The organism is Corynebacterium casei LMG S-19264 (genome assembly GCF_000550785.1).
Classification (GTDB): domain Bacteria; phylum Actinomycetota; class Actinomycetes; order Mycobacteriales; family Mycobacteriaceae; genus Corynebacterium; species Corynebacterium casei.
On record NZ_CP004350.1, the window covers coordinates 2,585,358 to 2,608,268 of the forward strand.

Genomic DNA, 22,911 nt, shown 5'->3' on the forward strand with positions numbered 1-22,911 from the left:
ACCGCGCAGGCCCGTCAGGACTCTTCCTGGCGGGCCTGATTGCTGCCCGCCACGGTTCCGAATGCGGCTTCGGTGGGGCCCTGGTCGCGCCGGCGTGCACCTGCCTGCATGAGCAAGAATCCCAGCCCCAGCCTGCCCCCGGTGTCCATGCCCACCGTCATGCTGAACGTCAACGATGACGGGACGATCACCGTCACGGTCGACGAGACGCCCCTGCCGCCCCCACCCGATCCCGGAGTGTGGCGACGCGGTGCGTTCCCGCAGATCATCGACCTCGCCTCGAACGACCGCGCGTTCCCGGTGCGGGTCGAAGTCCACGAGAACGACGGGACCGCCTTCACCGACATCGTCCCGGCCATCATCCGCCGCACCCCCGCCCCGGACCCCCTCGACCCCGACGCCGAGGCCGACCCCGCCGTGGAGACCACCCGCGAGGACGACGGGCAGGAGGTCGCGGCACCGGCCCATGTCGGGCAGGCCGAGACGGTGGAGGTCACGGCGACGCGGATGGGATTCGCACCCGGTGAGGCCCTCGCCGTGGCCGTGGTCACCGGCCAGGTCGAGGCCACCGAGACCGGGGACGCTCGGGTCCAGCTCGACCGCGACCTCATCGAGGGCCTGGGCATCAGCGAGGTCATCTTGCTCGGGCGCACCTCGAAGGCGCTGGTCGTGCGGGAGATCTCGTGAGCTCCCCGGCCGGACGCCAGACCGGCTCCATGGGCGATGAGCTGACGACCTTCGCGATCATCGGGCTCATCGGCCTGTTCGCCGTGGCCCTGGTCCTGCGCCTGGCCGGCTCCCTGACCGCACTGCTGACCGGCAGCCCTGCACCGGAAGCAGGACCGGCCGCCGGGGCGCTGGTCCTCATCCACCCCACCAATCCCGGTGTCGCCTTGCAGGCCGAGGACCTCAACGCGATCGTGTACTGGCTGGTCGCGGCCCTACTGCTCTCCACGGTCGCGGCGGCGATCACCTGGGTGTGGTCGCTGATCCGCCGTCGCACCCAGCAGGTCGAGAAGGACCCGAGGCGTCTGGCCGGGGTCGCCACCCGCCAGGATCTGGCCCAGGCGACCTCGCCGAAGGCTCTGCTGGGCCGGGCTGGGAACCTGCGCCCGTCCTTGGAGAACCCGGCCCCGAAGGATGTGGGCTACCTGCTGGGCACCTCGCACGGCAAGCAGGTCTGGGCCTCGGTCGAAGACTCCCTCCTGCTCATCGGCCCGCCCCGGTCCGGCAAGGGCCTGCACGTGGTCATCAACACGATCCTCGATGCCCCGGGCGCGGTGGTGACCACCAGCACCCGCCCGGACAACCTCACCGCGACCCTGCGGGCGCGCAAGCGCATCGGCCCGGTCGCGGTCTTCGACCCCCAGCACCTCGCCGAGAGCCTACCGGCCGGGTTGCGGTGGTCGCCGATTCGCGGCTGCGCGGACCCGCTGACGGCGATGATCCGCGCCAACGGGCTGGCCGCAGCGACCGGGCTGAGCTCGGGCGGTGTGGAAGGCGGAGGATTCTGGGAGGGCAAGACCCGCTCGGCCCTGCAGGCCCTGCTGCACGCCGCCGCCATCGACGCCCGGCCACCGGAGGAACTGTTCCGCTGGACCCTGGATCCCAGTGCCGCCAGCGACGCGGTGGCGATCCTGACCAACTCGCCGCAGGCTGCCGGAGGGTGGGCGGATTCCTTGCAGTCGATGATCGATGCCGACCCGCGCACCCGCGACTCCATCTGGCAGGGCGTGAGCCTGTCGCTGAGTGCCCTGGCCGATCCGCGGGTCCTCGATGCCGTCTCACCCCGGGACGGGGAGGACTTCGACCCGGAGGCGTTCCTCCGCGAGTCCGGCACCCTCTACCTGCTGGCCACCGGCGCCGGAGCCGGGGCCAGTGCCGCACTGGTGGCAGCACTGGTCGAAGACCTCATCGAGACCGCCCGGCGGATGGCAGCACGGGCTCCCGGAGCCCGGCTGGACCCGCCGATGCTGCTGGCCCTGGACGAGATCGCGAACTTGGCGCCGTTGCCCTCGCTGCCCACGCTCATGGCTGAGGGCGGAGGTACCGGGATCACCACGATGCCGGTCCTGCAGTCCCTGGCCCAGGCTCGGGATAAGTGGAACGAGCATCAGGCCAACGCCATCTGGGACGCCGCGATCGTCAAACTCCTGTTGGGCGGGGCGTCGAACAGCAAGGACCTCCAAGACCTGTCCAACCTGATCGGCGAGCGGGATGAGTTCACCGACAGTGTCACCCTCGGCGATCACGGATCTCGATCCTCCCAGCGCTCCATCCGCCGGGTCGCGGTGTTGCCGCCCGAGCGGATCCGCCTGCTGCCCTTCGGGACCGCGGTGACGCTGCTGCGCTCGGCCCCGCCGATCATCACGGACCTGCGCCGCTGGCCCGACCGCACCGACGGGGCGCAGCTGAAGACGGATCGGGCCGAGATCGAGGCCCTGCTCGAGACCACCCCTGACACCTGAGATGCACCCACCCCCGATGCGTTTGTGCCTGAACGGGCGCGAGATACCGGCGGGTGTGCTGGAAGGAGACCGCGATGGCACGGCGTAGCCGCCAGCCCGCCCCGGGACAGCTGGAGTTCGACCTGTGGGGCACCTCGGAGACCGAGGCGGCAAAACAGATCGAGAACGACCGCACCAGCCCGGAGACCAACACACCGGCTGAGACCGACGAACAGGAAGCCGAGGCCACCGATGAACCACTACGGAACGAAAGCCCTGGAGCACTGGCGTCGCCACGCCCCGCACCGGCTGGAGGAGATCCAGGATCAGGAGACGTTCTTCACCGAGCTGGGCGAGCAGATCGCGACCCAGATCGTGGAACTGACGATCCAGATCGAGACCGGTCGCTTCGCCCCTCTGGCGATGGCGGGCTCTTCGCGAGAGAATGGGAGGTACCTACAGGAGGTCTCGCGCCGAATAACGGCACGACGGATCGCGGAGGAGGTCGTGATGGACGAGCTGGTCTGGATGCAGGATCCGAGCCTGTCGATCGACGAAGCCCGCGAGGAGTGGGAGCAGACCCGGCCAGCAGATTCGAATCTGGTCAGCTGGGCCGAGAGGATTCAGGACTCCCCGGACCTGGCCCCGCCGACAGCCGAGCTGGAGGAGAAAGCCAAGGACTGGGCCCTGCCGGTGTGGTTCCTCGAGGGCCTGATCGCAGCGGAGATCCCGGGCCAGTACGCCCAGGAGCACGAGAAGGTACTGACGGAGGCCGCGAGCGTGCGGTTCCTGCGCGAAGTCCACTAACTCCCACCGCGCCGCGGTTCGACCCGCGCACCCATCCTGGCGTGCCCTCCGGTGCCCGGGCACGTTACAGCGCCAACCTCGATGCCCTGGGACTGGCCCGCGTCCTGGACGAGGAGCAGCGCCCGGCCACCGAACAGGAACAGGCCGTGCTGGCCGGCTGGTCCAGCTGGGGTGCCCTCCCGGAAGTTTTCGATCCGCGCAACGACCAGTGGGCCGAGCAGCGCGAGGAACTGCGCGCTCTGCTCTCGGAGCAGGAGTGGGACGATGCGGCCCGCACGACCCTCAACGCCCACTACACGTCTCCGTTGGTCGCCCCCGAGCTCTGGCGGGCCATGACCTCGCTGGGCTTCACCGGCGGAGAGGTCCTCGAACCCGGCTCCGGCTCCGGCACATTCATCGGCCTGGCCCCACCGGATGCACGCATGACCGGCGTGGAACTGGACCCGGTCACCGCCAGCATCAGCCGCCACCTCTACCCGCACGCGGACATTCGAGCGGAGTCTTTCGCCGAGACCCGCCCCGCCCACGGGCAGTTCGATGCGATGATCGGCAACGTCCCCTTCGGCAAGATCGTCCTCCACGATCCGGTCGATAACCCCACCCGGCAGTCGATCCACAACCACTTCATCCTCAAGTCCCTACGCGCGACCCGCCCCGGCGGGCTCGTCACGGTGTTGTCCTCGCGCTACACCCTCGATGCCCAGAACCCAGGCGCGCGGCGGGAGATGGCCTTGCTGGCCGACCTCGTCGGCGCTGTGCGCCTGCCCACCGGCACCCATCAGCGCACCGCCGGGACGGAGGCGATCACCGACGTGTTGATCTTCCGCCGCCGTGACGAAGACCAGCCGCCGGCCGATGACCTCTGGGAGACCGTCACTCCCGTGACTCTCGACGGGCAAGAGATCAAGATTAACGGCTACTTCGACACCCACCCCGAGCACGTGCTGGGCACGATGAGCATCAGCCAGGGCATGTATGGCGCCGAGAGCCTTCGGGCCGACGGCGACCTCGACCATGTCGCCGAGGATCTGCGCACGACCTTGGAGCAGATCACCTTCACCGCCCGCCGTAAAGGCCAGACGATGACCGCGCGCACCACCCCGGTCGGGCAGGCACCGGCGGTGGCCGCCACCGGCAGCGCACCGCGGACGTGGGACGGAACCATTCTGGCCACCGACGACGGAGGATTCGCCACGATCAACGGTGGTTCCCTGGAGCCGTTGAAGGTGCCGAAGAACGCGACCCGGGAGATGACCGCCCTGCTGGGACTGCGGGACTCGGCCACGCATCTGCTCAAGCTCGAAGCCGCCACCGCCGATGACACCGAGGAGATCACCACGGCCCGGGAGAGCCTGCGACGGGACTACCAGAAATACCTCGGCACCTTTGGGCCCTTGAACCGCTTCTCCTGGCGGCGGACCGGACGCACCAACGACGCCGGTGAGGAGACCCACGCCCGCATCATGCCCACCCCGCTGCGGCTGCTGCGCTCAGATCCCTTCGGCGCACTGGTGACCGCGCTGGAGGAATTCGACGACTCCACCCAGACCGCGAGCCCCGCGACGATCCTCTCCCGCCGGGTCGTCGCCCCACGCGCGGAGGTCCAAGGTGCCGACACCCCGGCCGACGCGGTCGCTCTGAGTCTGGATCGCACCGGTGGCATCGACCTGCCGCTGATCGCGGACATGCTCGGCATGGACGAGACCGAGACCCGGCAGGCGCTGACCGGGCTGGTCTACACCGACCCAGTCACCGACGCCCTCGTCCATGCCCCGGAATACCTCAGCGGCGATGTGCGCACGAAACTCGCCCAGGCCAAGGACCGCGCCGCCGAGGACCCGGACTTCCAGACTAACGTCGAGGCGCTGACCGACGTGCAGCCCGAGGACCTCGGCGTCGAGGACATCACGGCCCGGTTCGGGGCCGTGTGGATCAGTCCCGCCATTCACCAGCAGTTCCTCGCAGAGATCCTGCGCACCGAGCAGGTCCGGGTCGAGAATCCGCTGCCGGGCATGTGGGACGTCCGCGGGGGCCGGTCCGGGCTGCAGGCGACCAGCGAATGGGGCACCGAACGCCGTCCGGCCCCAGCCATCGCCCAAGCGCTGATGGAACAGAAGGCCATCATCGTCAAAGACGAGATCGAAGGCCCTGACGGCAAACCCCAGATGGTCCTCAACGCCACCGAGACCACCGCGGCTCAGGAGAAGGCCGAGACGATGCAGGCCCGGTTCGCCGAATGGGTGTGGGAAGACCCCGAGCGGGCCAAGGGCCTGGTCGATGAGTACAACACCCGGTTCAACAACATCGTGCTACGCGACTACTCCATGGCCGGGGAATACCTGAGCTTGCCGGGGATGGCGGAGACGTTCACCCCGCGCCCGCATCAGCGGGCCGCGGTCGCGCGGATGATCGCCGAACCCTCCACCGGCCTGTTCCACGAGGTCGGAGCCGGGAAGACGGCCGAGGCGATCATGGGCGCGATGGAGATGCGCCGGATGGGACTGATCAGCAAGCCGCTGATCGTCATCCCGAACCACATGCTCGCCCAGTTCAGCTCCGAGTGGCTGCAGATCTACCCGCAGGCCCGGATTCTCGCTGCGTCGAGCAAGGACGTCACCGCCGATAAGCGTCGCTCCTTCGTTGCTCGCGCCGCGGCCAACGACTGGGACGGCATCCTGCTCACGCAATCGGCGTTTTCAAAGATCCCCTTGCGTCAGAGCACTCAGCAGGACTACATCCGCGGACAGGTGGTCGACCTCCGGCGCGTGCTGGAAAACGCCGAGGCCGGTGATGCGATGAGCGTCAAACGCATCCAGCGCAAGCTGGTCAACCTGGAGAACAAGCTCAAGGAACGCCTGGACACCAGCCGCGACGTGGGAGTGTGCTTCGAGGACACAGGCATCGATTACCTCGTCATCGACGAACTGCACATGTACAAGAACCTGGCCACGGAGTCCAACATCTCCGATGCCGCGATCGAGGGCTCCGGGCGCGCCAGTGACCTGGACATGAAGCTGACCTATCTGCGCGACCAGGGCAAGGACCGGGTGGTGACCGGGATGACGGCCACCCCGATCTCGAACAGCATCACCGAGGCCTTCGTAATGCAGAAGTACCTGCGTCCGGACCTGCTCGACACGGCCGGTGTGCAGGCCTTCGATGCGTGGGCGGCCACCTTCGGTGAGACCAGCACGGACATGGAGATGTCCCCGACCGGCAGCTTCCGGCTCAAAACCAGGTTCTCCCGGTTCACCAACGTCCCGGAGATGCTGCGCATGTGGTCCACCTTCGCCGATGTGAAAACCGCCGAGGACCTCCAGCTTCCGGTGCCCGATATCGCTGAGCGCGACGACGGCTCCCGCGCCCCGTCCACGGAGGTCGTCCAGCCCACCGCCGAGCTCGAAGACTTCGTCGCCGACCTAGGTGACCGGGCCGAGAAAGTCGCCGCCCGCTTGGTGACGCCGCGTGAGGACAACATGCTGACCATCAGCACCGATGGCCGCAAGGCAGCCTTGGACATCCGCCTGGTCCTCGACGATCAGCCCACCGGGCCGACGAAAGTCGATGTGGCCGCCGATACGATCGCCCGCGTCTGGGAGCAGACCCGCGACAACGAATACCTCGACCCGGCCACCGGGCAGCCGGCCGCGGCCCGTGGGGCGCTGCAGCTGGTCTTCGCCGATATCGGCACCCCGAACCCCGATCAGTGGAACGCCTACGACGAGCTGGCCGCTCAACTGGTGCTGCGCGGGATGCCCGGCGAGTCGATTCGCTTCATCCACGAAGCCAAGTCTGATATCGACAAGGCCCAACTCTTCGCCGCAGCCCGGGCCGGGCACGTCGCGGTGCTCATCGGATCGACCCAGAAAATGGGGGTCGGCACGAACATCCAAGCACGCGCGGTGGCGCTGTATCACATGGACTGCCCCTGGCGGCCCTCCGATATCGCCCAACGCGAGGGCCGCATCCTGCGCCAGGGCAACCAGAACCCGGAAGTCGGGGTGGTGCGCCTGGTCACCGAGAAGAGCTTCGACGCGTACATGTGGCAGGCCGTGGAGCGCAAAGCGAAGTTCATCTCCCAGATCATGCGCGGGTCCCTCGATGTCCGCGAGGTCGAAGAAATCGACTCCGCCGAGCTCTCAGCCGCCGAGGCCAAAGCGATCAGCTCCGGCAACCCCTTACTGCTGGAACACTCCACGATCCAGGCCGAGGTCGCCAAGCTGCACCGCCTCGAGCGCGCCCACTCCCGAAACGAGTCCATGCTCGAACACACCCGCCTCCGCGCCCGCGAGGACATCACCCGGCACGAGGAGGAGATCACCGGTCTCGAACAGGCCGCAGGCCAGGTCACCGACACCTCGGGAGAGAATTTCCGCATCACGCTGGCCGGACACAGCTACGACTCGCGCACCGACGCCGGCCATGCCCTCGCCCAGTGGGCGCACCGGGAAGGTGTGACGTGGGCGCCGAAGCACATCGGCCGCGACTACGGAACCCTCGGGCAGATCAGCGGCTTCGACATCACCGTGGCCACGGTCCCGTCTTTGGGGGATGAGCCCTCGGTCGAAATCGCCCTGGCCGATGTCCCACGCAGCGCCACCGTGGTCGGACGAGAGACGTTCCTGGCCGGCGGGGCGGGAGTGATCCAGCGCATCGAGAACCGAGTCTCCGGCATCCCCACCCTGTTGGAGCGCGCCCGATCCGACCTGGCCGAGGCCGAGCAGTCCCTGGCCGAGGCCCAAGAGCGCATCGGCAAGCCCTTCCGGCACACCGAGGCCCTGGCCGAGGCGGAGCAGAACCTCGCACAGGTCGAGAAGAAGCTGGCCGCCACCCGGAAGAACAACCCCGAGCAACAGCCCGGGCAGCCACAGACCGGGCAGGATCGCGGCCGGGAACTGACGGTCGAGGCAGTGCGCGCTCATCGGCCCGCACTCGGGGTCAAAGCCGATCCGTCCCGGACCCCGGACCCGATACCGGAGGCATCGCGCTCAAGTGCCGCAGGCGGGTTCGACCGTCGCCTGTAGCCGGCCCCGCTGGCCTCCGAGGACTACCGGACGGGGCGTGCACCTGTCTGCCAGCAGCGAGCAGAGGTTCTGATCGCCAGGCACACAGGAAGGAGGCCGGATCATGGCCATGAAGACCGGCACATCGGTCTCGGGGTTCATCGCCACGGACCCCAAACTGACCTATGGGCAGCAAGGCGTCGCCCGGTTCTACGCCCGGATGGGAATCGAACACTACCGACGCGAGGAAGACGGCACGTTCACACAGCTCGAGCCGTCGTTTCACGATCTCGTCGTCTACCGCAAGAGCGCCGAACACGCCGCAGAAGCCTTCGCCAAGGGCGACCGCTTCGTCGCCGACGGATACGTACGCCCCTATACCTACGAGCGTGAGGGACGCCAGGTCGGTGGCGAAGAATTCGTCGCCCGCAAGATCGGCCACGACGCCGCCCGCTCGACGTACACCGTCGACCGGACCCCACGGGATGAGGGCCTGACCCAGGAGCAAGTCACCGCCCAGCGGGCGCAGGCCTTCGAGGCCCCCGAGCGCCCAGCCCAGCAGCCCGAGACCGTCGCGATGGGCCAGTAGGAGGAACCCTCATGGATGACGACGACATCACCCCCGGCCCGGAAGAAGTCCCCGAGCTGGACGAGCCCGAACCCGAGGACCTGCCCACCCCGCCCAGTGACGGGCCCGCGGCCCTGGACGAGCCGCCGGGGCCGGTGAACTGGAACCTGCTGACCGCCGAGCAGGCCGAGGAGGCCTGGCTGGAGCTCAACCGGTGGGTGGACTGGCTGCGCCACGCCTTCGGGCTCCCGGCCGCGGTGATCCCGCCGCACTGGCATCGTCACCCCGAGTTGGTCTGGGAGCTGAGCGCCTTGCACATCCACTGGCTCTGCGCCTACGACCCGCAGCAAAACGGATCGGCACCGATCGGCTGGCTACGCGATTTCGCGGACTCCCGGCAGCGGCTGCGCGACTGGGTCGCCGCGTCCGGAACCCGGCTGGATCGAGACCGACCGACCCGGCAGACGATCTGGCCCGGCGAGGAACAGGCCGAGCCGATCGAGGACGCCGCGATCACCGACCGGGACGCCGACTTCGTGGCCTTCGTCGTCTCCGACGTCGCCCGCCGGGAACAGGCTGAGGAGGACTTCTACGCTCGGCTGGACCCCGAGACCGGTGAACTGACCTGACCCACCCGCCGCACAGTCTGGGGGCCGGAACCGATCTCGGTTCCGGCCCTCCTCGTATGCTCGTCTCACTGGGACAGGGCACGGCCTGCCGGGCTGGACTGCCCGGGCTGCGAGGCCGGTACGAACGGCGGCAGCTCACGTCGCGGTGCCCGTGAGGGCACCTGAGGTGCGGCGGGGCGTTCGAGTGCGGTGTGGGAGAGGTCGTAGCCGCCCCACGGCGAGTAATGGTGCACATGCCGGGTGCCGTAGGGCCCGCGCTCGGTGATGATCGGCGCGCCGGGAACCTGCATGTGCTGCGGGTAGCGCTCGGTGATCCACTTCATGGCCAGCTTCGACAGGCTCGAGCCGCCATCTCGGACACGGATCGTCGCCGGTAGAACAGGCAGGTCACGCCAACCGGGCACCGCGTGATCGTGCCACTGCTCGATGACGGAGTTCTCGTCGCCGATCACGTGCCACTCGCACGGCTCGCAGATCATCTGCTCCAGCATTCCGCCGGGGCCTTCGTGACCGTCCTCGGGGCCGAGCTCGGCTTCGAAGATCTCGCCGCGGTGCCCGCCGAACTCGGTGCCGGTCCCGTTCCAGCCTTCCCGGTGCCACATGTGGCTGCGCTTCCACGAGCCCATGGAGCCGTTGAGGAACTTCCAGTGCTCGAACGCCTCATCAAGCTGCGCGGGCGGGAAGTAGTCCCGCGTGAACCCCAGCGGTGCACCGCCCCATTCGTCCAGGCGTGCACGTGCTTCCTCGCGGGCCATCTCGTCGAAGTCGAACGCGAACTGTCCCTCGATGTGTTCTGGCATGATCCTGACCTCCCTCTCGAGGGCAGGTACGCAGCAAGGGGTCGGCGCACCGATAAGCCGGTTGGCCGCAGTCGCACTTCCCTGTGTCAGCCCGGATTGGTAGGATGTGATCTAGGCGATACAAGTTAGCTACGCTGCCGCACCAGCTGGATGCGGTGGTTGACAGTCCAGGGGAACCGGCCCCCGGCACGTCCCTCCCGAAGATGAGTCGCCTCCTGGGAGGACTGAGCCATGCTCCGCGCCATACTCGTCACCAGCATCCGTACCCGCGGCATCCTGCGGGCCTGGTTGCCCAGCAACATCGTGCTCGACCTGATCCGCACCCGTGCGGGTTTGAAGTGGGGCGTGCCGGCCATGCTCATCGCAGCTCCCTATCTCGCCATCGCGCAGTGGGCCACCACCACCATCGAGCACGGCGGCCCCGGCTTCCTGCACCTGGTCTTCCTCGTGTACGTGTGGTCGGCGTTGAAGTTCCTCATCATGGGACCGATCAGCCTGGTCACGCTGATCGTGGTGCGAGCAAAGGAACGCGCCCGTGGTCGGCGCGACGATGTAGAACGCTCAGCCCCTCGCGCTGCCGGGGATCGGAGCGGAACACTACCCGGTGAGCGGTGGGTGCCCTAGAGTCGGAGGCATGGACTTCGCAACGGCCCGAGACGAGGAAGTCGCACGTAATCTCGCCAGCAGGGCGTTCTCCCGGCACGTGGGGTTCGACAGCATCGGGGCTCTCGATACCGAAGGTGCGGATGTGCTCCGGCAGAGCATCGTCCGTGCCTGGGAACAAGCCGGTTCCCCGGTCGGCGTGCTCCACCGGGCGGCGGTCCTCTGCGCAAAGCTTCCCCGACTGGTCGACGAGAATCAGCTTCCCGCCGACCTCGAAACTGCGGGAGTCTCCCGCGAGCGTGAGATCGCCTTAGCCAAGCAGGCCTCCACCTTTCTCGCCGCGATCGCGGCCGACGTCGATACCGCATCAGACGTGGAATAACCAGATCGTGGCAGCGAAGACGGGGTGAGCATGTACGCTCACCCCGTCTCTGTGCATCATCTAACCGATGGCATCTCGATGATCAGACTTCGCCGAAGCTCTTCCGGGTCCACCCGGATCAAGCGTCCGACTCGATACCCATGGATAGTTCCATCGGAGATCCGCCGTCGTAGTGTCTTGACGGAGATCCCTAGTTGGTCCGCCGCGTTGGCGAGCGATACCAGGGTCTGCGCGGACTCATCGGGTCGTTTACGTTGGTCCATGATGGTTCCTTCCAGCGAGCAGGGTCCTTTCCCCTCACAGGTGTCCATCGCCGTCCGGAGATGACGCGGCTTCACCGTTTTCCTTCTTGCGGAGATGAGCCTCCACGCGATCGCTCATCCGGTCTGCGAGTTCACGGTCGCGGGCCATCGTGGCGTGCTGGTATCGAAGCACGACGCGCATGTCCGAATGGCCTCCCCGTCTCATCAGCTCGGCGAGCGTTGCTCCCTCCTGCGCGAAGATCGTGAGGCCGGTGTGCCGTAGGTCGTGGAATCGGAACCCTGAGTCGATGACGTCCACGGCGTCTTTCGCCTCGCTCCAGACGTTCCACCAGCGGGTGTTCGACAGCGGCACGCTGCCTTGAACGCTGGCCGCGATCACTGGAGCCTTGGCCTCCTTCGCTACGTAGTCGCGCAGGTGTTCCCAGAGGCGATCACGCATGATCCGTGGCACGCTCAGAGACCGCTTGCCCGCTTCACTCTTCGGATCGGTAAAGTCCCCGGTGTTCGCGTTGAGCTGCCTGCGTACGTGGAGGATGGCACTGCCATCGGGGCGCCATTCGATGTCGCGACGCTGCAAGCCCAGGCACTCCCCGCGTCGCAGCTGGCACCAAGCGGCCAGCAAGACCGCGATGGCCCACCGCTTGGGCATGGCATCGTAGAGAGCCTCGACCTGTGCCGGGGTCGCCACGTCTTCACCGGGGTCGTGGTCGGCATCATGGCGAACAGGCTTCTGCCGAGGCATGGGCACGTCCGGTTCCTTGGCGATGATGCCGTCTCTGGCGGCCTGCCGCAGGATCATCATGAGAACGATGAGCACCGGGCGTGTGACTCCGTTGAACTTCGATTTGGGATTGAGTGGGGAAGGGATCTTGTCCAGCTTGTCGGTCATGAGCCGGATCCGCTCTTTGTCGATGTCTCGAATGGGGGTGTCATCGAACTCGGGAATGAGGTAGCCGTTGACCTTGCCCTTGTAGGAACGGATTGTTCCTTCGGAGCGCATCTTGCCGCTGCGATTTGGCTGGGTGCGGATCATCTCGATCCAGCGGTCGGCGTACTCGGTGAAGCCGATCGTGCGAGCAGCTTCTGCCTCGGCTTCGGCACGTCGGCGTGTGGCCTGGACCTCTGGTATCTCCCACGTCCCGAGCGCGATCTTCGTGTGCACACTAGACAGCCAGGTTCGGGCGTCCGTCTTGGTCTGGAACGTCAGGGCCTTGTCGTCTTCGGTTCGCGCCGTATGGGTCTCACCGTCCGGGCCGGGGTAGCGCGCCTGCCATCGACCGGATGGGAGCTTGCGCAGGCTCCCCCAGGCCTCTCGTGGAGACGCCTTCTTCTCCTTCGTCGTCGCGCTCATCGTGTCCTCCAGTCGCCTCGAACGGACTGGAGCGGACGGTCGTGCCACTTCGTGCCACTAGATCTTCTTGCCTCCTCGAAACCGCTTCTGGCCTCGGGTTTTGCCGCCTCGCGGTGGTCGTCAGTGGCACGAAGTGGCACGACATTGTGGGTGCTCCTCCACCAAAATCGCGTGTGTGAAGGCGTCCGCTCTCGGGTGGAAGGTGTGTCCGTGCCACCCGTGTGCCATGCCGAACGGGTACTGATGTTCATCTGTGCTCTCCTCTGTCCTTCGGATGGAGGCACGAAAAAAGGCCCGGACCTGCAGAAACCTGCAGGTCCGGGCCTCCCATCAGCCCTTTCGGGCCTCGAGCAAGCTACGGGGTCTCAGAAGTCCCAGTCGTCATCGGTGGTGTCTTCTGCCTTACCAATAACGTAGGAAGAACCGGAGCCAGAGAAGAAGTCGTGGTTCTCATCTGCATTCGGGCTCAGGGAAGACAAGATTGCTGGGGATACCTTGGTCTCATCCGATGGGAAGAGGCCCTCGTAGCCCAGGTTGTTCAGCGCCTTGTTGGCGTTGTAGCGCAGGAAGCGCTTTACATCCTCGGTCCAACCCAAGTCATCATAGATGTCCTCGGTGTAGTCAATTTCGTTTTCGTACAGGTCGTACATCAAGTCGAAGGTGTAGGCCTTGTACTCTTCCTGCTCTTCGGCAGAAAGCTTCTTAACGGCCTGCTGGTACTTGTAACCAATGTAGTAACCGTGCACTGACTCATCACGAATGATCAGGCGGATAATATCCGCAGTGTTGGTCAGCTTCGCGCGGGAAGACAGGTACATAGGCAGGTAGAAGCCTGAGTAGAAGAGGAATGACTCCAGCAAGGTGGAGGCAACCTTGCGCTTCAACGGATCATCGCCCTCGTAGTAGGACATGATGATCTTCGCCTTGCGCTGAAGGTTCTCATTTTCTTCAGACCAGCGGAATGCCTCATTAATCTGCGGAGTCGATGCCAAAGTCATGAAGATGTTGGAGTAAGACTTCGCATGCACCGACTCCATGAAAGCGATGTTGGTGTAGACCGCTTCTTCGTGCAGGGTCTCTGCATCAGGCAGCAATGAAATCGCGCCGACGGTGCCTTGGATGGTGTCCAGCAAGGTCAGGCCAGTAAACACACGCATGGTGGCTTCCTGCTCTTGCTTGGTCATTTTGTTCCAGCTCTGAATGTCATTTGATACTGGAATCTTCTCCGGTAGCCAGAAGTTTCCGGTCAGACGGTCCCAAACTTCCAAGTCTTTCTCGTCTGGAATGACGTTCCAGTTAATCGCTTTAACCGGTTCCGTGTGGTTAGCGACGTACTCGTCATATTCGTTCGACACGAAATCAACCTACCTGCTCTAACTCGAAAGTGAATTTTTTATCAGCCTCCAAGCATACCCAACACATAGCTCCTTAGCTGGGGCGGGTGGACATAATCCCTATGGCTAAAGTCACTGTAAATTTAGCTATATTGACCTGCGAGAACATTCAACATTTTTCTATTGGAACACACTATTTTCGGAGTAAATCACTTGGCTCGAGACAACCGTGAAATTTGAGTGCTCGTTGGTGCATCGATAGAGATGTTGAATAATTCGGACCCGCTTGTTCGGCCAGTCCCCTATCTTGGGTTTGACTAGTTCATACTGGAATGAAGGTTTAGGTCCACGTACCCGATTTCGGGTTCGACAATGTAAAGGAAGACACCCATGACGGATCCACGGCGCGTGCCCTTGGTCAACCCCGTTTTAGATTCCATTGGCAATGACATTGTTACCGGCACTATTGCCGCGGGGGAAAAGTTCACGCTGACTGATATTGAGGCACAGTTCGATGTCTCACGCACGGTCGCGCGCGAAACCATGCGCACGCTTGAACACATGGGCTTGGTGGAGACTTCCCCGCGCGTGGGTTTGACCGTACTCCCCCAGTCACGCTGGGTGAGCTTTGATCCGAACGTGATTCAGTGGCGACTCAACAATGACAAGGCTCGCCCAGCACAACAGCGCTCTCTGAATCAGTTGCGTTTTGCTGTTGAGCCGATTGCGGCATCGGTAGCTGCGGGCTCCGCGACTGAGCAAGAACGCGAAGAAATCTTGGCATTGGCCCATCGGCTATTGGAACTGGAAAAGAATCCTTCCACGCGTGTAGGCGAAGCTTTGGAAGTGGACTTAAAGTTCCACACCCTGATTTTTACTGCGTCCCACAACGAAATGTTCGTGGCGTTAGCGCCATCGCTTTTAAGCATTCTGAAGGGCAAGTCCGTATTTGGATCCCAAAAGCGAAACCCAGTGGGCAACACTGCTGGTCTGCATGTGGAACTCGCCGAGTCAATCATTGCCCGCAACCATGTTGAGGCGCAAGAGATTTCACGTCGCATTTTGCTCGATAGCCGCGACGAAACAGAACAGCTCTACCAGTAGTTAAAACAGCGAAAAGCCTGAGGTGCTCCACATTTGTGGAACTACCTCGGGCCTTGTGCTTTCCTGTGTGACCTAACGCTGTCTAACACCACTAGGACATTAGACAGTGGTTAAGCATTAAAGCATGCAGGATACGCAGCCTTCGATCTCAGTACCGGCAAGAGCCATCTGACGCAGGCGGATGTAGTACAAGGTCTTAATGCCCTTGCGCCATGCGTAGATTTGCGCGCGGTTGATGTCACGGGTGGTTGCGGTGTCCTTGAAGAACAAGGTCAAAGACAAGCCCTGGTCAACGTACTTCGTAGCGATTGCATAGGTGTCGATGATCTTCTCGTGTCCGATCTCGTATGCATCCTGGAAGTAATCCAGATTCTCATTGTCCATGTGAGGAGCCGGGTAGTAAACGCGGCCAATCTTGCCCTCTTTACGGATCTCAATCTTGGAAGCGATTGGGTGAATCGAAGAGGTGGAGTTGTTGATGTAGGAAATCGAACCTGTTGGTGGAACTGCCTGCAAGTTGCGGTTGTACAGCCCGTGCTCCATAACCTCAGCCTTGAGGTCCGCCCAATCCTCCGCAGAAGGAGTGTGAACGGTGGAGTTCGCGAAGATGTTCTTCACCTTGTCGGTCTGTGGCGCAAACTCAGCTGGGTCGTAGCGGTCGAAGAATACACCGGAGGCGTACTCAGAATCCTTGAACTCGCTGAAGGTTTCGCCGCGTTCCTTAGCAATCTTGTTGGATGCACGAAGAGCTGCGTACAGAACTGCCGCGAAGTAAGCGTTGGTGAAGTCCAGGCCTTCTTCAGAGCCGTAGTAGATGTGCTCACGGCCCAAGAAGCCGTGCAGGTTCATCTGGCCCAGACCAATTGCGTGGGACTGGTCATTGCCGTGGCGAACGGATGGAACGGAATCAATGCCGGTCTTGTCAGCCACTGCGGTCAAACCACGAATAGCTGCTTCAACAGTTGCGCCGAAGTCTGGGGAATCCACTGCCAGAGCAATGTTCATAGAGCCCAGGTTGCAGGAAATGTCGCTGCCCATCGTCTCATAGCTGAGGTCATCATTGAATACTGATGGGGAGTTGACCTGCAGAATCTCAGAGCACAGGTTGGACATGTTGATGCGGCCGGTCTTGACTGGGTTCGCGTCATTAACGGTGTCCTCGAACATGATGTACGGGTAGCCGGATTCGAACTGCAGCTCAGCAACAGTCTGGAAGAAGTGACGAGCGTTGATCTTCTTCTTGCTAATGCGTGGGTCTTCAACCATTTCGGCGTAGTGCTCGGTCACAGAGATGTCACCGAAAGGCTTGCCGTAAACGCGCTCCACGTCATAAGGGCTAAACAGGTACATGTCCTCATCGCGCTTAGCCAGCTCGAAGGTAATGTCCGGAATAACAACGCCCAAAGACAGGGTCTTGATACGGATCTTCTCATCCGCGTTCTCACGCTTGGTGTCCAGGAAGTTCAAAATGTCTGGGTGGTGTGCGTTCAGGTAAACAGCACCTGCGCCCTGACGTGCACCCAACTGGTTCGCGTAAGAGAAGGCATCTTCCAGAAGCTTCATAATTGGGATAACACCAGAAGACTGGTTCTCAATGTGCTTAATGGGAGCGCCGGTCTCACGGATGTTGCTGAGAAGAAGCGCTACGCCGCCGCCGCGCTTAGACAGCTGCAGGGAGGAGTTAATTGCGCGGCCGATGGACTCCATGTTGTCCTCGATACGCAGAAGGAAGCAGGAGACGAGCTCGCCGCGCTGTGCCTTACCAGCGTTTAGGAAGGTTGGGGTTGCTGGCTGGAAACGGCCAGACATGATTTCATCAACCATGCTCTCCGCAACAGCGGTGTCACCGTCAGCCAAGAACAATGCAGTCATAGAAACGCGGTCTTCGAAGCGCTCCAGGTAACGGCGACCGTCAAAGGTCTTCAGGGTGTAAGAGGTGTAGTACTTGTATGCGCCAAGGAAAGACTTGAAGCGGAACTTGAAGCTATAAGCGCGCTTGAACAGGGACTTAATGAATTCCCAGTCATAAGCTTCAATTACTTCTGGCTCGTAGTACTTGTTGTCCACCAAGTACTGGATCTTTTCTTCCAGGTCGTGGAAGTAGACAGTGTTTTGGTTAACGTGCTGCAAGAAGTACTGGTTCGCAGCCTCGCGGTCCATGTCGAACTGGATCTTGCCGTCTTCGTCGTACAGGTTAAGCAGTGCGTTGAGGGCGTGGAAGTCCAGCTTCTCAGACGTCTTGACTGGTTCAGCTACGGTCTTTCCCAATTGTTGAGTCACTTAAAGCACTCAGCCTTTCAATAGAGTCTTGCAATAGAGTTTTGTCTAAAGTTTTTCGCGACGTAATTCCACATAGTAATTACGGGCCTAGGTTTTAGCTTGCTTGTTTCTGCAGCCCCAGCTTGTGAGCATTGTCTAAAAGGCCCCCGCGGCAGATACGGACGTCTTCTTCATTGCCCATCATTTCAAATCGGTAAACATACGGGACCTTACATTTACCTGAGATGATTTCTCCGGCCTTGCCAAAGTCGGTGCCGAAGTTGCTATTGCCTCCGGCGATAACCGCACGTATCAAGCTGCGGTTGTGTTCATCATTGAGAAAACGGATGACCTGTTTAGGGACAGGACGGCTGTTTTCATGAGTGAGTGAGACTCCGCCACCATAAGTTGGACACACCAGCACATAAGGCTCATTAACTACTAAAGGCTCGTCCTTTAACCGCAGCGGAATCCGCACATTCGGTAGGCCGAGCTTTTGTACAAAGCGGTGGGTGTTGTCGGTGACAGAAGAAAAGTAGACGACCAACACGGCCGACTCCCTCCTTTGAAACTGACGAGTTTCTTCCAGGAATTACTTAGCCTCACTGGAAGAGGTGCGGGGTTTAGCTCTACCCCGCAGTGTGTGGCTGCTTAGGCAGCCTGCAGCTGCTTGATGCGTTCTGGGCGAAAACCGGACCAGTGCTCGCCGCCTACCTCTACTACTGGAGCCTGTACGTAGCCCAGTGCCATGACGTAGTCACGTGCTTCGTCATTGAGGGAGATATCAACAGTGTTGTATGCCAATCCCGCACGGTCAAGGGCCTTCTTAGTAGCGGTGCACTGGACGCAAGCTGGCTTGGTGTAGAGAGTGATGGACATGGCGCAAACCTAACCTTAGAAATTCTTGTGGGCCGTTAATCGGCACTGTTTGAGGCGTTTTAGAATTATTCTCTCCCGGCATTTCCTCGCCGGTGAGCAACATCCATAACACTATACTTTGTGGCAATAACCTGCAACCATCACAACATGTAGTAGTTACAGCCATGGAATTACCAGGATAGACATCAACCCAACCCCACATGTAGGCCACTCGGAGCCACACCCAATTACATCGATGGAACTTCCCGGAACTACATCGGTGAAATTGCCTGCGGATTTAGGCTTTTAGCGCACACAATTGTGATTAAGTTCACAATCAAGAGGGCTACTGATATCCATTTAGCCACAGTGACCACATGTATAGCATGCGTCCCAATAATTCAGTTTTTCCGCAAACGTATCTTAGCCAACACTCCGCCGGCGGCTGACGATCGGGGCCATAGCAAAAGCCACCCGAGTCATCTTGAAGACAACTTGGGTGGCTTTTGTTGGAAAAAGCGTATCTTAGCCCTGACGAGCCTTGAAACGTGGATCCTTCTTGTTGATCACGAAGACCTTACCGTGGCGGCGAATAACCTGGGCGCCCGGCTTCTTCTTCAGCGACCGAAGCGACTTGCGAACCTTCATCGGGCGCTCCTTTCGTTATGCGCATCCTGACCCGCCCTTTTGGGGAGTCTTCAGATTTACTGCGGTTAATACTGTTCAAGCACGCGCCGAGGTTTTACATGAAAACCCCGGTCATGACACGAGGGAAAATATTACCCTATAGCACCGTGAACACAAAATAGCTCAATCAACACGATGCTTCAGGTTCCGGATTCCGCACTGCTATTTCAACTATGCGAGTCCGTATATCAATTGCACTATCGATCATAGCGTTTGCGCATCTCGGCACCAACCTCGTCCAATGACTTGCCCATGGTCTCCGGCACGAGGGTCCGGGTGTAGCCCAGCGCAATGATGCCCAGGACGCCGAATACGGCAAAGGCAACGGAGCCGGTGAGCCATTCCACCAGCGGCAAGAAGTACTGTGCAACAGCCCAGTTGGTCACCCACAGACTGAGTCCCGCAATGCCCATGCCCAGCCCACGCACTTTGGCGGGAACCAGCTCAGAAATCAGCAGCCAGGTGGCTGGAGATACCGCGGCCTGCTGGAAGGCAATGAAGGTAGCCATGAAGAACAGGGACAGCATGGCGAAGAAGAAGGAGCCATCGGCAAAGGAATAAGCCACGGCCAAGACAAACAAGGAAATCGTGTTGCCGGCCAGGCCAATCATCAGCAAGCGCTTGCGGCCGATCCGGTCCACCACTTTCAGGCCAACCCAGCAGGCAAGCACTGATACAACGCCGATGACAATCGAGGTATAGACGGAGTTAGTGGTGGAAATTCCCACCTGGTTCATCATGGTTGGTGCGAAGTAGACCACTGCGTTGACGCCGGTGATTTGCTGTGTCAATCCCATGAGCATGGCCAGCAGCACGGTGATGCGAATCCAGCGTGTGGATTTTAGAATCGACCATTTGGTAGCGGTGCCGCGGTTGCTTTCGGGTGGGGCGAGTTCTTCTAGGCTCATACCCAGATTGCCCGCCACCGTGCGTGCTTCATCCACGCGCCCGCGCGAGACCAGCCAGACCGGAGAGTCGGTGACAAAGAGCATGCCCACAAACAGCATGGCGCCAGGCACGGCGGCTAGTCCCAGCATCCATTCCCAGCTCCCGGTGGTCGCTAGCGCCGAGTTGACCAGGTAAGCAGCGAGCTGGCCCACCACAATCATCAAGGTGTTCAGCGAGACCAGGCGGCCACGAACTGCTGGTGGCACCATTTCCGCGATGTACATCGGGGAAACAATAGAAACACCACCCACGGCAACGCCCAAAAAGGTACGTGCCGCGCCCAGCATGACAATGGAATCAGCCAGCGCGCACCAGATGGACCCGACAACGAAGACCGCACCGCCAATAAGCAGCGTCATGCGCCGGCCCAATGCATCAGCGGCACGCCCGGCGGTCAGCGCACCAACCGCGGCGCCGACCAGCAGCATGGATGTAACCCAGCCTTCTTGGTGGGCGGTCATGTCGAATTCGGGGCTAATAAACAACAAAGCACCGGACATCACGCCGGTGTCATAGCCAAAGAGCAAGCCGCCTAATGCCGCAATCAGGGCAACTAGCTTTACATATCTGTCAGTACTCACAAGAGACCATTAAAGCACCAGCTAGTTAATTCACCGAGGGATCTATCTTTTCTGAATCCATCAAGATGACGATTACTACCAAGTTGCTTTGGGGTTAGAATGAACACATGGAAAACCTGCAGCAGACCATCATTGACGCCATGGGCACCAAGCCCAGCATTGACCCGGCCGAGGAGGTAGCTTCGCGCGTTGATTTCCTAGTGGATTATCTCACCACCACGGGCGCCGCAGGTTTTGTCCTTGGCATTTCAGGCGGGCAAGATTCCACGCTGGCAGGCAAGCTTGCGCAGATGGCGGTGGACAAGGTCGAAGGTGCGCAGTTCTATGCGCTGCGCCTGCCGCATGGCGTGCAGTTGGATGAGGATGACGCGCAGACGGCGCTGCGGTTTATCAACCCGGATCATTCGCTAGTCATCAACATCGCAGATGCCACCAAGGCTATTGATGACCAGGTGGCGCAAAGCCTTGGTGGGCAGGACTTGGGCGATTTCAACCGTGGCAATGTTAAGGCCCGGCTGCGCATGGTTGCGCAATATGCGGTCGCAGGTGAGAAGAACTTACTTGTCCTGGGCACAGACCACGCGGCAGAAAATGTCACCGGCTTCTATACCAAGTGGGGCGATGGTGCGGCAGACTTGTTGCCGCTGGAAGGTTTGAATAAGCGCCAGGGCGCGCAGTTGCTGCAGCACTTAGGTGCGCCAGAGGAGACCTGGCGCAAGGTACCTACCGCCGATTTGGAAGATAACAAGCCAGGTTTGCCGGATGAGCAGGCCTTGGGCGTGAGCTATGCGCACATTGATGATTACTTGGAAGGCAAGCAAGTGCCTGCCGATGCCGCCGCGACCATCGAACGCCACTGGCACCACGGCGCGCACAAGCGCCGCATGCCCCAAGGGCCTGTTACCGCTGATGACACTGGTAACGGGCGAAATAGCTAGTTGCCGTAGCGCTGCAGCACCTCAGCTGCGGCATCACCCAATGCGCGGTGATAGGCCGAGCCGTGCGTCATGGCATGCACGGCCAAGGGGTGCAGCTGGTGCAGGGCAAAATCCACATCTGGGTCGCCATATCCAGCCAAGATATCCACCAGGTGCGGGGTACCAAATAGCTCCAGCATGGCTAGGTCAGTGTGCGGATGGCCACCGTGCGCGGCAGGGTCAATCATGACCACGCCATCAGCGCTGAAGAGCACATTGCCGGCCCACAGGTCGCCATGGATGCGAGCAGGTGGCACATCAAATTCGGGAGCATCGGCATGCTTGACGATGTTTTCGCACGCCTTCTCCACCTTCTGCAAAATCTCCGGATGAAGGTTGGCCCGGCGCGCGAACGGCAGCACACGCTGCTCGGTATAAAACTGCGCCCAGCTCTCAGTTGGGATGCAGTCCTGCTCCACGCGCCCGATGTAGTTCTTTCCAGTCCACCCTTCCGGCGGAGCGCCGAAGGCTTCTGCCCCAGCTTCATGGATGCCGCGCAGAACGCGACCGAACTCATATGCTGATTCCGGGTCGGGCCGTACCGCCTCTATGCGTTGTTCAACCAGCGTGGTGCCGGAGACTTCCACTACCTCGACGACAGCTTTCGCGGCTTCGGGCGTTGCTGCGGCCAACCACTTCAATCCGGCCGCTTCGGCCCCGGCTTGGTCAGGAGTATTGGTGGTCTTTGTAAACGTTGTCATTTAATGCGAAACACCATCTTCTGGATTCCGTTGGAGTAGCTTTCATGCTGCTCCAGCGTCAGATGCTCGGCGGATAGCTCGGCCTCGCTGAATAGCCGCTTGCCTTGGCCCAAAAGTACTGGGAAGACGAGCAGATGCAGCTTATCGATGAGCCCTTCTTCCTGCAGTGACTTCACCAAAGTGCCGCTGCCGTGGACCAGGATGGGGCCATCAAAGTCACCCAGATCCCCTGCCTTGAGCGCGCGGACTTCTTCAAGGTTGCGCAGGATTGTCGCCGGCCAGTGCTCATCATCTGTATCCAAGGTGGTGGAGACAACGAAGCGCGGCATGGCGTTGTAGCGCGCGAAGTCTTCCATCTGAGGCCACACAGGAGCGAATGCTTGATAGCTGGTGCGGCCTAACAGCAGCGCACCGGCTCCTTCCTGCTCAGTATCCTTGAGCTCATAGGCCGCCGGGTCGAATTCAATTTCATTGAAGGTCCAGCCCGCGTTGCGGTAGCCGGCCTCGCCGCCGGGTGCTTCCATGACACCGTCGAGGCTTACCATCTCAGTGACAATTAATTCACGCATGACCCCAAGCGTACGCAATAGGCCACACGGGAATCTTGGG

General features: G+C 61.7%; 22 protein-coding genes. 10 read left to right on the top strand and 12 right to left on the bottom strand.

Translation table 11 applies throughout. From position 1 onward, the window contains the following. Window positions 1-14: 14 nt before the first annotated feature. Window positions 15-149 carry a hypothetical protein gene (locus CCASEI_RS15630; RefSeq protein ID WP_009881998.1) on the bottom strand — a complete coding sequence of 45 codons (135 nt, stop codon included), beginning with the start codon at window positions 147-149 and terminating at the stop codon, window positions 15-17. Window positions 150-159: 10 nt separating this feature from the next. Here CCASEI_RS15630 and CCASEI_RS11795 point away from each other — a divergent pair, with 10 nt between their 5' ends. The 6 genes from CCASEI_RS11795 (at window position 160) to CCASEI_RS11820 (ending at window position 9,454) form a co-directional block, all read left to right on the top strand. After that, window positions 160-687 (top strand): hypothetical protein, encoded by a 528-nt coding sequence (locus CCASEI_RS11795; RefSeq protein ID WP_196776663.1) that lies wholly within the window; start codon window positions 160-162, stop codon window positions 685-687. Window positions 688-716: 29 nt separating this feature from the next. After that, window positions 717-2,468: a TraM recognition domain-containing protein gene (locus CCASEI_RS11800; protein WP_081448517.1), complete on the top strand. Its 1,752-nt coding sequence runs from the start codon at window positions 717-719 to the stop codon at window positions 2,466-2,468. Between the two features lie 231 nt (window positions 2,469-2,699). Next, window positions 2,700-3,254: a hypothetical protein gene (locus tag CCASEI_RS11805; protein WP_009881992.1), complete on the top strand. Its 555-nt coding sequence runs from the start codon at window positions 2,700-2,702 to the stop codon at window positions 3,252-3,254. Between the two features lie 41 nt (window positions 3,255-3,295). Beyond that, the gene (locus CCASEI_RS11810) at window positions 3,296-8,278 is read left to right on the top strand and encodes a helicase-related protein (RefSeq protein WP_025388081.1); all 4,983 of its coding nucleotides are present in this window, start codon (window positions 3,296-3,298) and stop codon (window positions 8,276-8,278) included. A gap of 103 nt (window positions 8,279-8,381) precedes the next feature. Further along, window positions 8,382-8,846, top strand: a complete 465-nt coding sequence (locus CCASEI_RS11815; RefSeq protein ID WP_009881989.1) for a single-stranded DNA-binding protein — start codon at window positions 8,382-8,384, stop codon at window positions 8,844-8,846. A gap of 11 nt (window positions 8,847-8,857) precedes the next feature. Continuing rightward, window positions 8,858-9,454, top strand: a complete 597-nt coding sequence (locus tag CCASEI_RS11820) for a hypothetical protein (protein ID WP_009881988.1) — start codon at window positions 8,858-8,860, stop codon at window positions 9,452-9,454. 65 nt (window positions 9,455-9,519) lie between these two features. On the opposite strand, the gene CCASEI_RS11825 is transcribed toward CCASEI_RS11820, so the two are convergent. Next, window positions 9,520-10,254 (bottom strand): DUF6349 family protein, encoded by a 735-nt coding sequence (locus tag CCASEI_RS11825; protein ID WP_009881987.1) that lies wholly within the window; start codon window positions 10,252-10,254, stop codon window positions 9,520-9,522. A 231-nt stretch (window positions 10,255-10,485) separates the two neighbouring features. On the opposite strand from CCASEI_RS11825, the gene CCASEI_RS11830 reads away from it, so the two are divergent. Continuing rightward, entirely contained in the window at window positions 10,486-10,878 is a 393-nt protein-coding gene (locus CCASEI_RS11830) for a hypothetical protein (protein WP_009881986.1), read from the top strand. Window positions 10,879-10,888: 10 nt separating this feature from the next. Further along, on the top strand, window positions 10,889-11,239 hold the full coding sequence (locus CCASEI_RS11835) for a hypothetical protein (RefSeq protein WP_009881985.1): 351 nt from the start codon (window positions 10,889-10,891) through the stop codon (window positions 11,237-11,239). Window positions 11,240-11,295: 56 nt separating this feature from the next. On the opposite strand, the gene CCASEI_RS11840 is transcribed toward CCASEI_RS11835, so the two are convergent. The 3 genes from CCASEI_RS11840 to nrdF all read right to left on the bottom strand — a co-directional run bounded on the left by CCASEI_RS11840 (window position 11,296) and on the right by nrdF (window position 14,208). Next, window positions 11,296-11,502: a helix-turn-helix domain-containing protein gene (locus CCASEI_RS11840; protein WP_009881983.1), complete on the bottom strand. Its 207-nt coding sequence runs from the start codon at window positions 11,500-11,502 to the stop codon at window positions 11,296-11,298. A gap of 34 nt (window positions 11,503-11,536) precedes the next feature. Continuing rightward, window positions 11,537-12,853: a tyrosine-type recombinase/integrase gene (locus CCASEI_RS11845; protein ID WP_009881981.1), complete on the bottom strand. Its 1,317-nt coding sequence runs from the start codon at window positions 12,851-12,853 to the stop codon at window positions 11,537-11,539. Between the two features lie 365 nt (window positions 12,854-13,218). Then, window positions 13,219-14,208, bottom strand: coding sequence for a class 1b ribonucleoside-diphosphate reductase subunit beta (gene nrdF / locus CCASEI_RS11850; protein ID WP_006822128.1), 990 nt, complete (start codon window positions 14,206-14,208; stop codon window positions 13,219-13,221). Between the two features lie 369 nt (window positions 14,209-14,577). Here nrdF and CCASEI_RS11855 point away from each other — a divergent pair, with 369 nt between their 5' ends. Beyond that, window positions 14,578-15,291, top strand: coding sequence for a FadR/GntR family transcriptional regulator (locus CCASEI_RS11855; RefSeq protein WP_025388082.1), 714 nt, complete (start codon window positions 14,578-14,580; stop codon window positions 15,289-15,291). A 117-nt stretch (window positions 15,292-15,408) separates the two neighbouring features. On the opposite strand, the gene nrdE is transcribed toward CCASEI_RS11855, so the two are convergent. From nrdE to CCASEI_RS11880, 5 genes are all read right to left on the bottom strand, one after another. Continuing rightward, window positions 15,409-17,571: a class 1b ribonucleoside-diphosphate reductase subunit alpha gene (nrdE, locus tag CCASEI_RS11860; RefSeq protein WP_025388083.1), complete on the bottom strand. Its 2,163-nt coding sequence runs from the start codon at window positions 17,569-17,571 to the stop codon at window positions 15,409-15,411. A 94-nt stretch (window positions 17,572-17,665) separates the two neighbouring features. Continuing rightward, on the bottom strand, window positions 17,666-18,100 hold the full coding sequence (nrdI, locus tag CCASEI_RS11865) for a class Ib ribonucleoside-diphosphate reductase assembly flavoprotein NrdI (protein WP_006822131.1): 435 nt from the start codon (window positions 18,098-18,100) through the stop codon (window positions 17,666-17,668). Window positions 18,101-18,201: 101 nt separating this feature from the next. Further along, complete coding sequence (nrdH, locus tag CCASEI_RS11870) at window positions 18,202-18,429, bottom strand: glutaredoxin-like protein NrdH (protein WP_006822132.1); 228 nt, start codon at window positions 18,427-18,429, stop codon at window positions 18,202-18,204. Window positions 18,430-18,933: 504 nt separating this feature from the next. Further along, window positions 18,934-19,056 carry a type B 50S ribosomal protein L36 gene (ykgO, locus tag CCASEI_RS11875; RefSeq protein WP_003847162.1) on the bottom strand — a complete coding sequence of 41 codons (123 nt, stop codon included), beginning with the start codon at window positions 19,054-19,056 and terminating at the stop codon, window positions 18,934-18,936. A gap of 236 nt (window positions 19,057-19,292) precedes the next feature. After that, the gene (locus CCASEI_RS11880) at window positions 19,293-20,624 is read right to left on the bottom strand and encodes a sugar porter family MFS transporter (RefSeq protein ID WP_025388084.1); all 1,332 of its coding nucleotides are present in this window, start codon (window positions 20,622-20,624) and stop codon (window positions 19,293-19,295) included. Window positions 20,625-20,731: 107 nt separating this feature from the next. Here CCASEI_RS11880 and nadE point away from each other — a divergent pair, with 107 nt between their 5' ends. Next, window positions 20,732-21,562, top strand: a complete 831-nt coding sequence (nadE, locus tag CCASEI_RS11885; protein WP_006822134.1) for an ammonia-dependent NAD(+) synthetase — start codon at window positions 20,732-20,734, stop codon at window positions 21,560-21,562. Here the strand turns inward: nadE and CCASEI_RS11890 are convergent. Continuing rightward, a complete protein-coding gene (locus CCASEI_RS11890; protein ID WP_025388085.1) occupies window positions 21,559-22,302 on the bottom strand; it encodes a fructosamine kinase family protein in 744 nt (247 codons plus the stop codon). The two genes, nadE and CCASEI_RS11890, sit on opposite strands and share 4 nt — an antisense overlap. Continuing rightward, window positions 22,299-22,871 (bottom strand): dihydrofolate reductase family protein, encoded by a 573-nt coding sequence (locus CCASEI_RS11895; protein ID WP_025388086.1) that lies wholly within the window; start codon window positions 22,869-22,871, stop codon window positions 22,299-22,301. Before CCASEI_RS11895 ends, CCASEI_RS11890 begins: the two co-directional genes overlap by 4 nt. Window positions 22,872-22,911 lie beyond the last annotated feature (40 nt).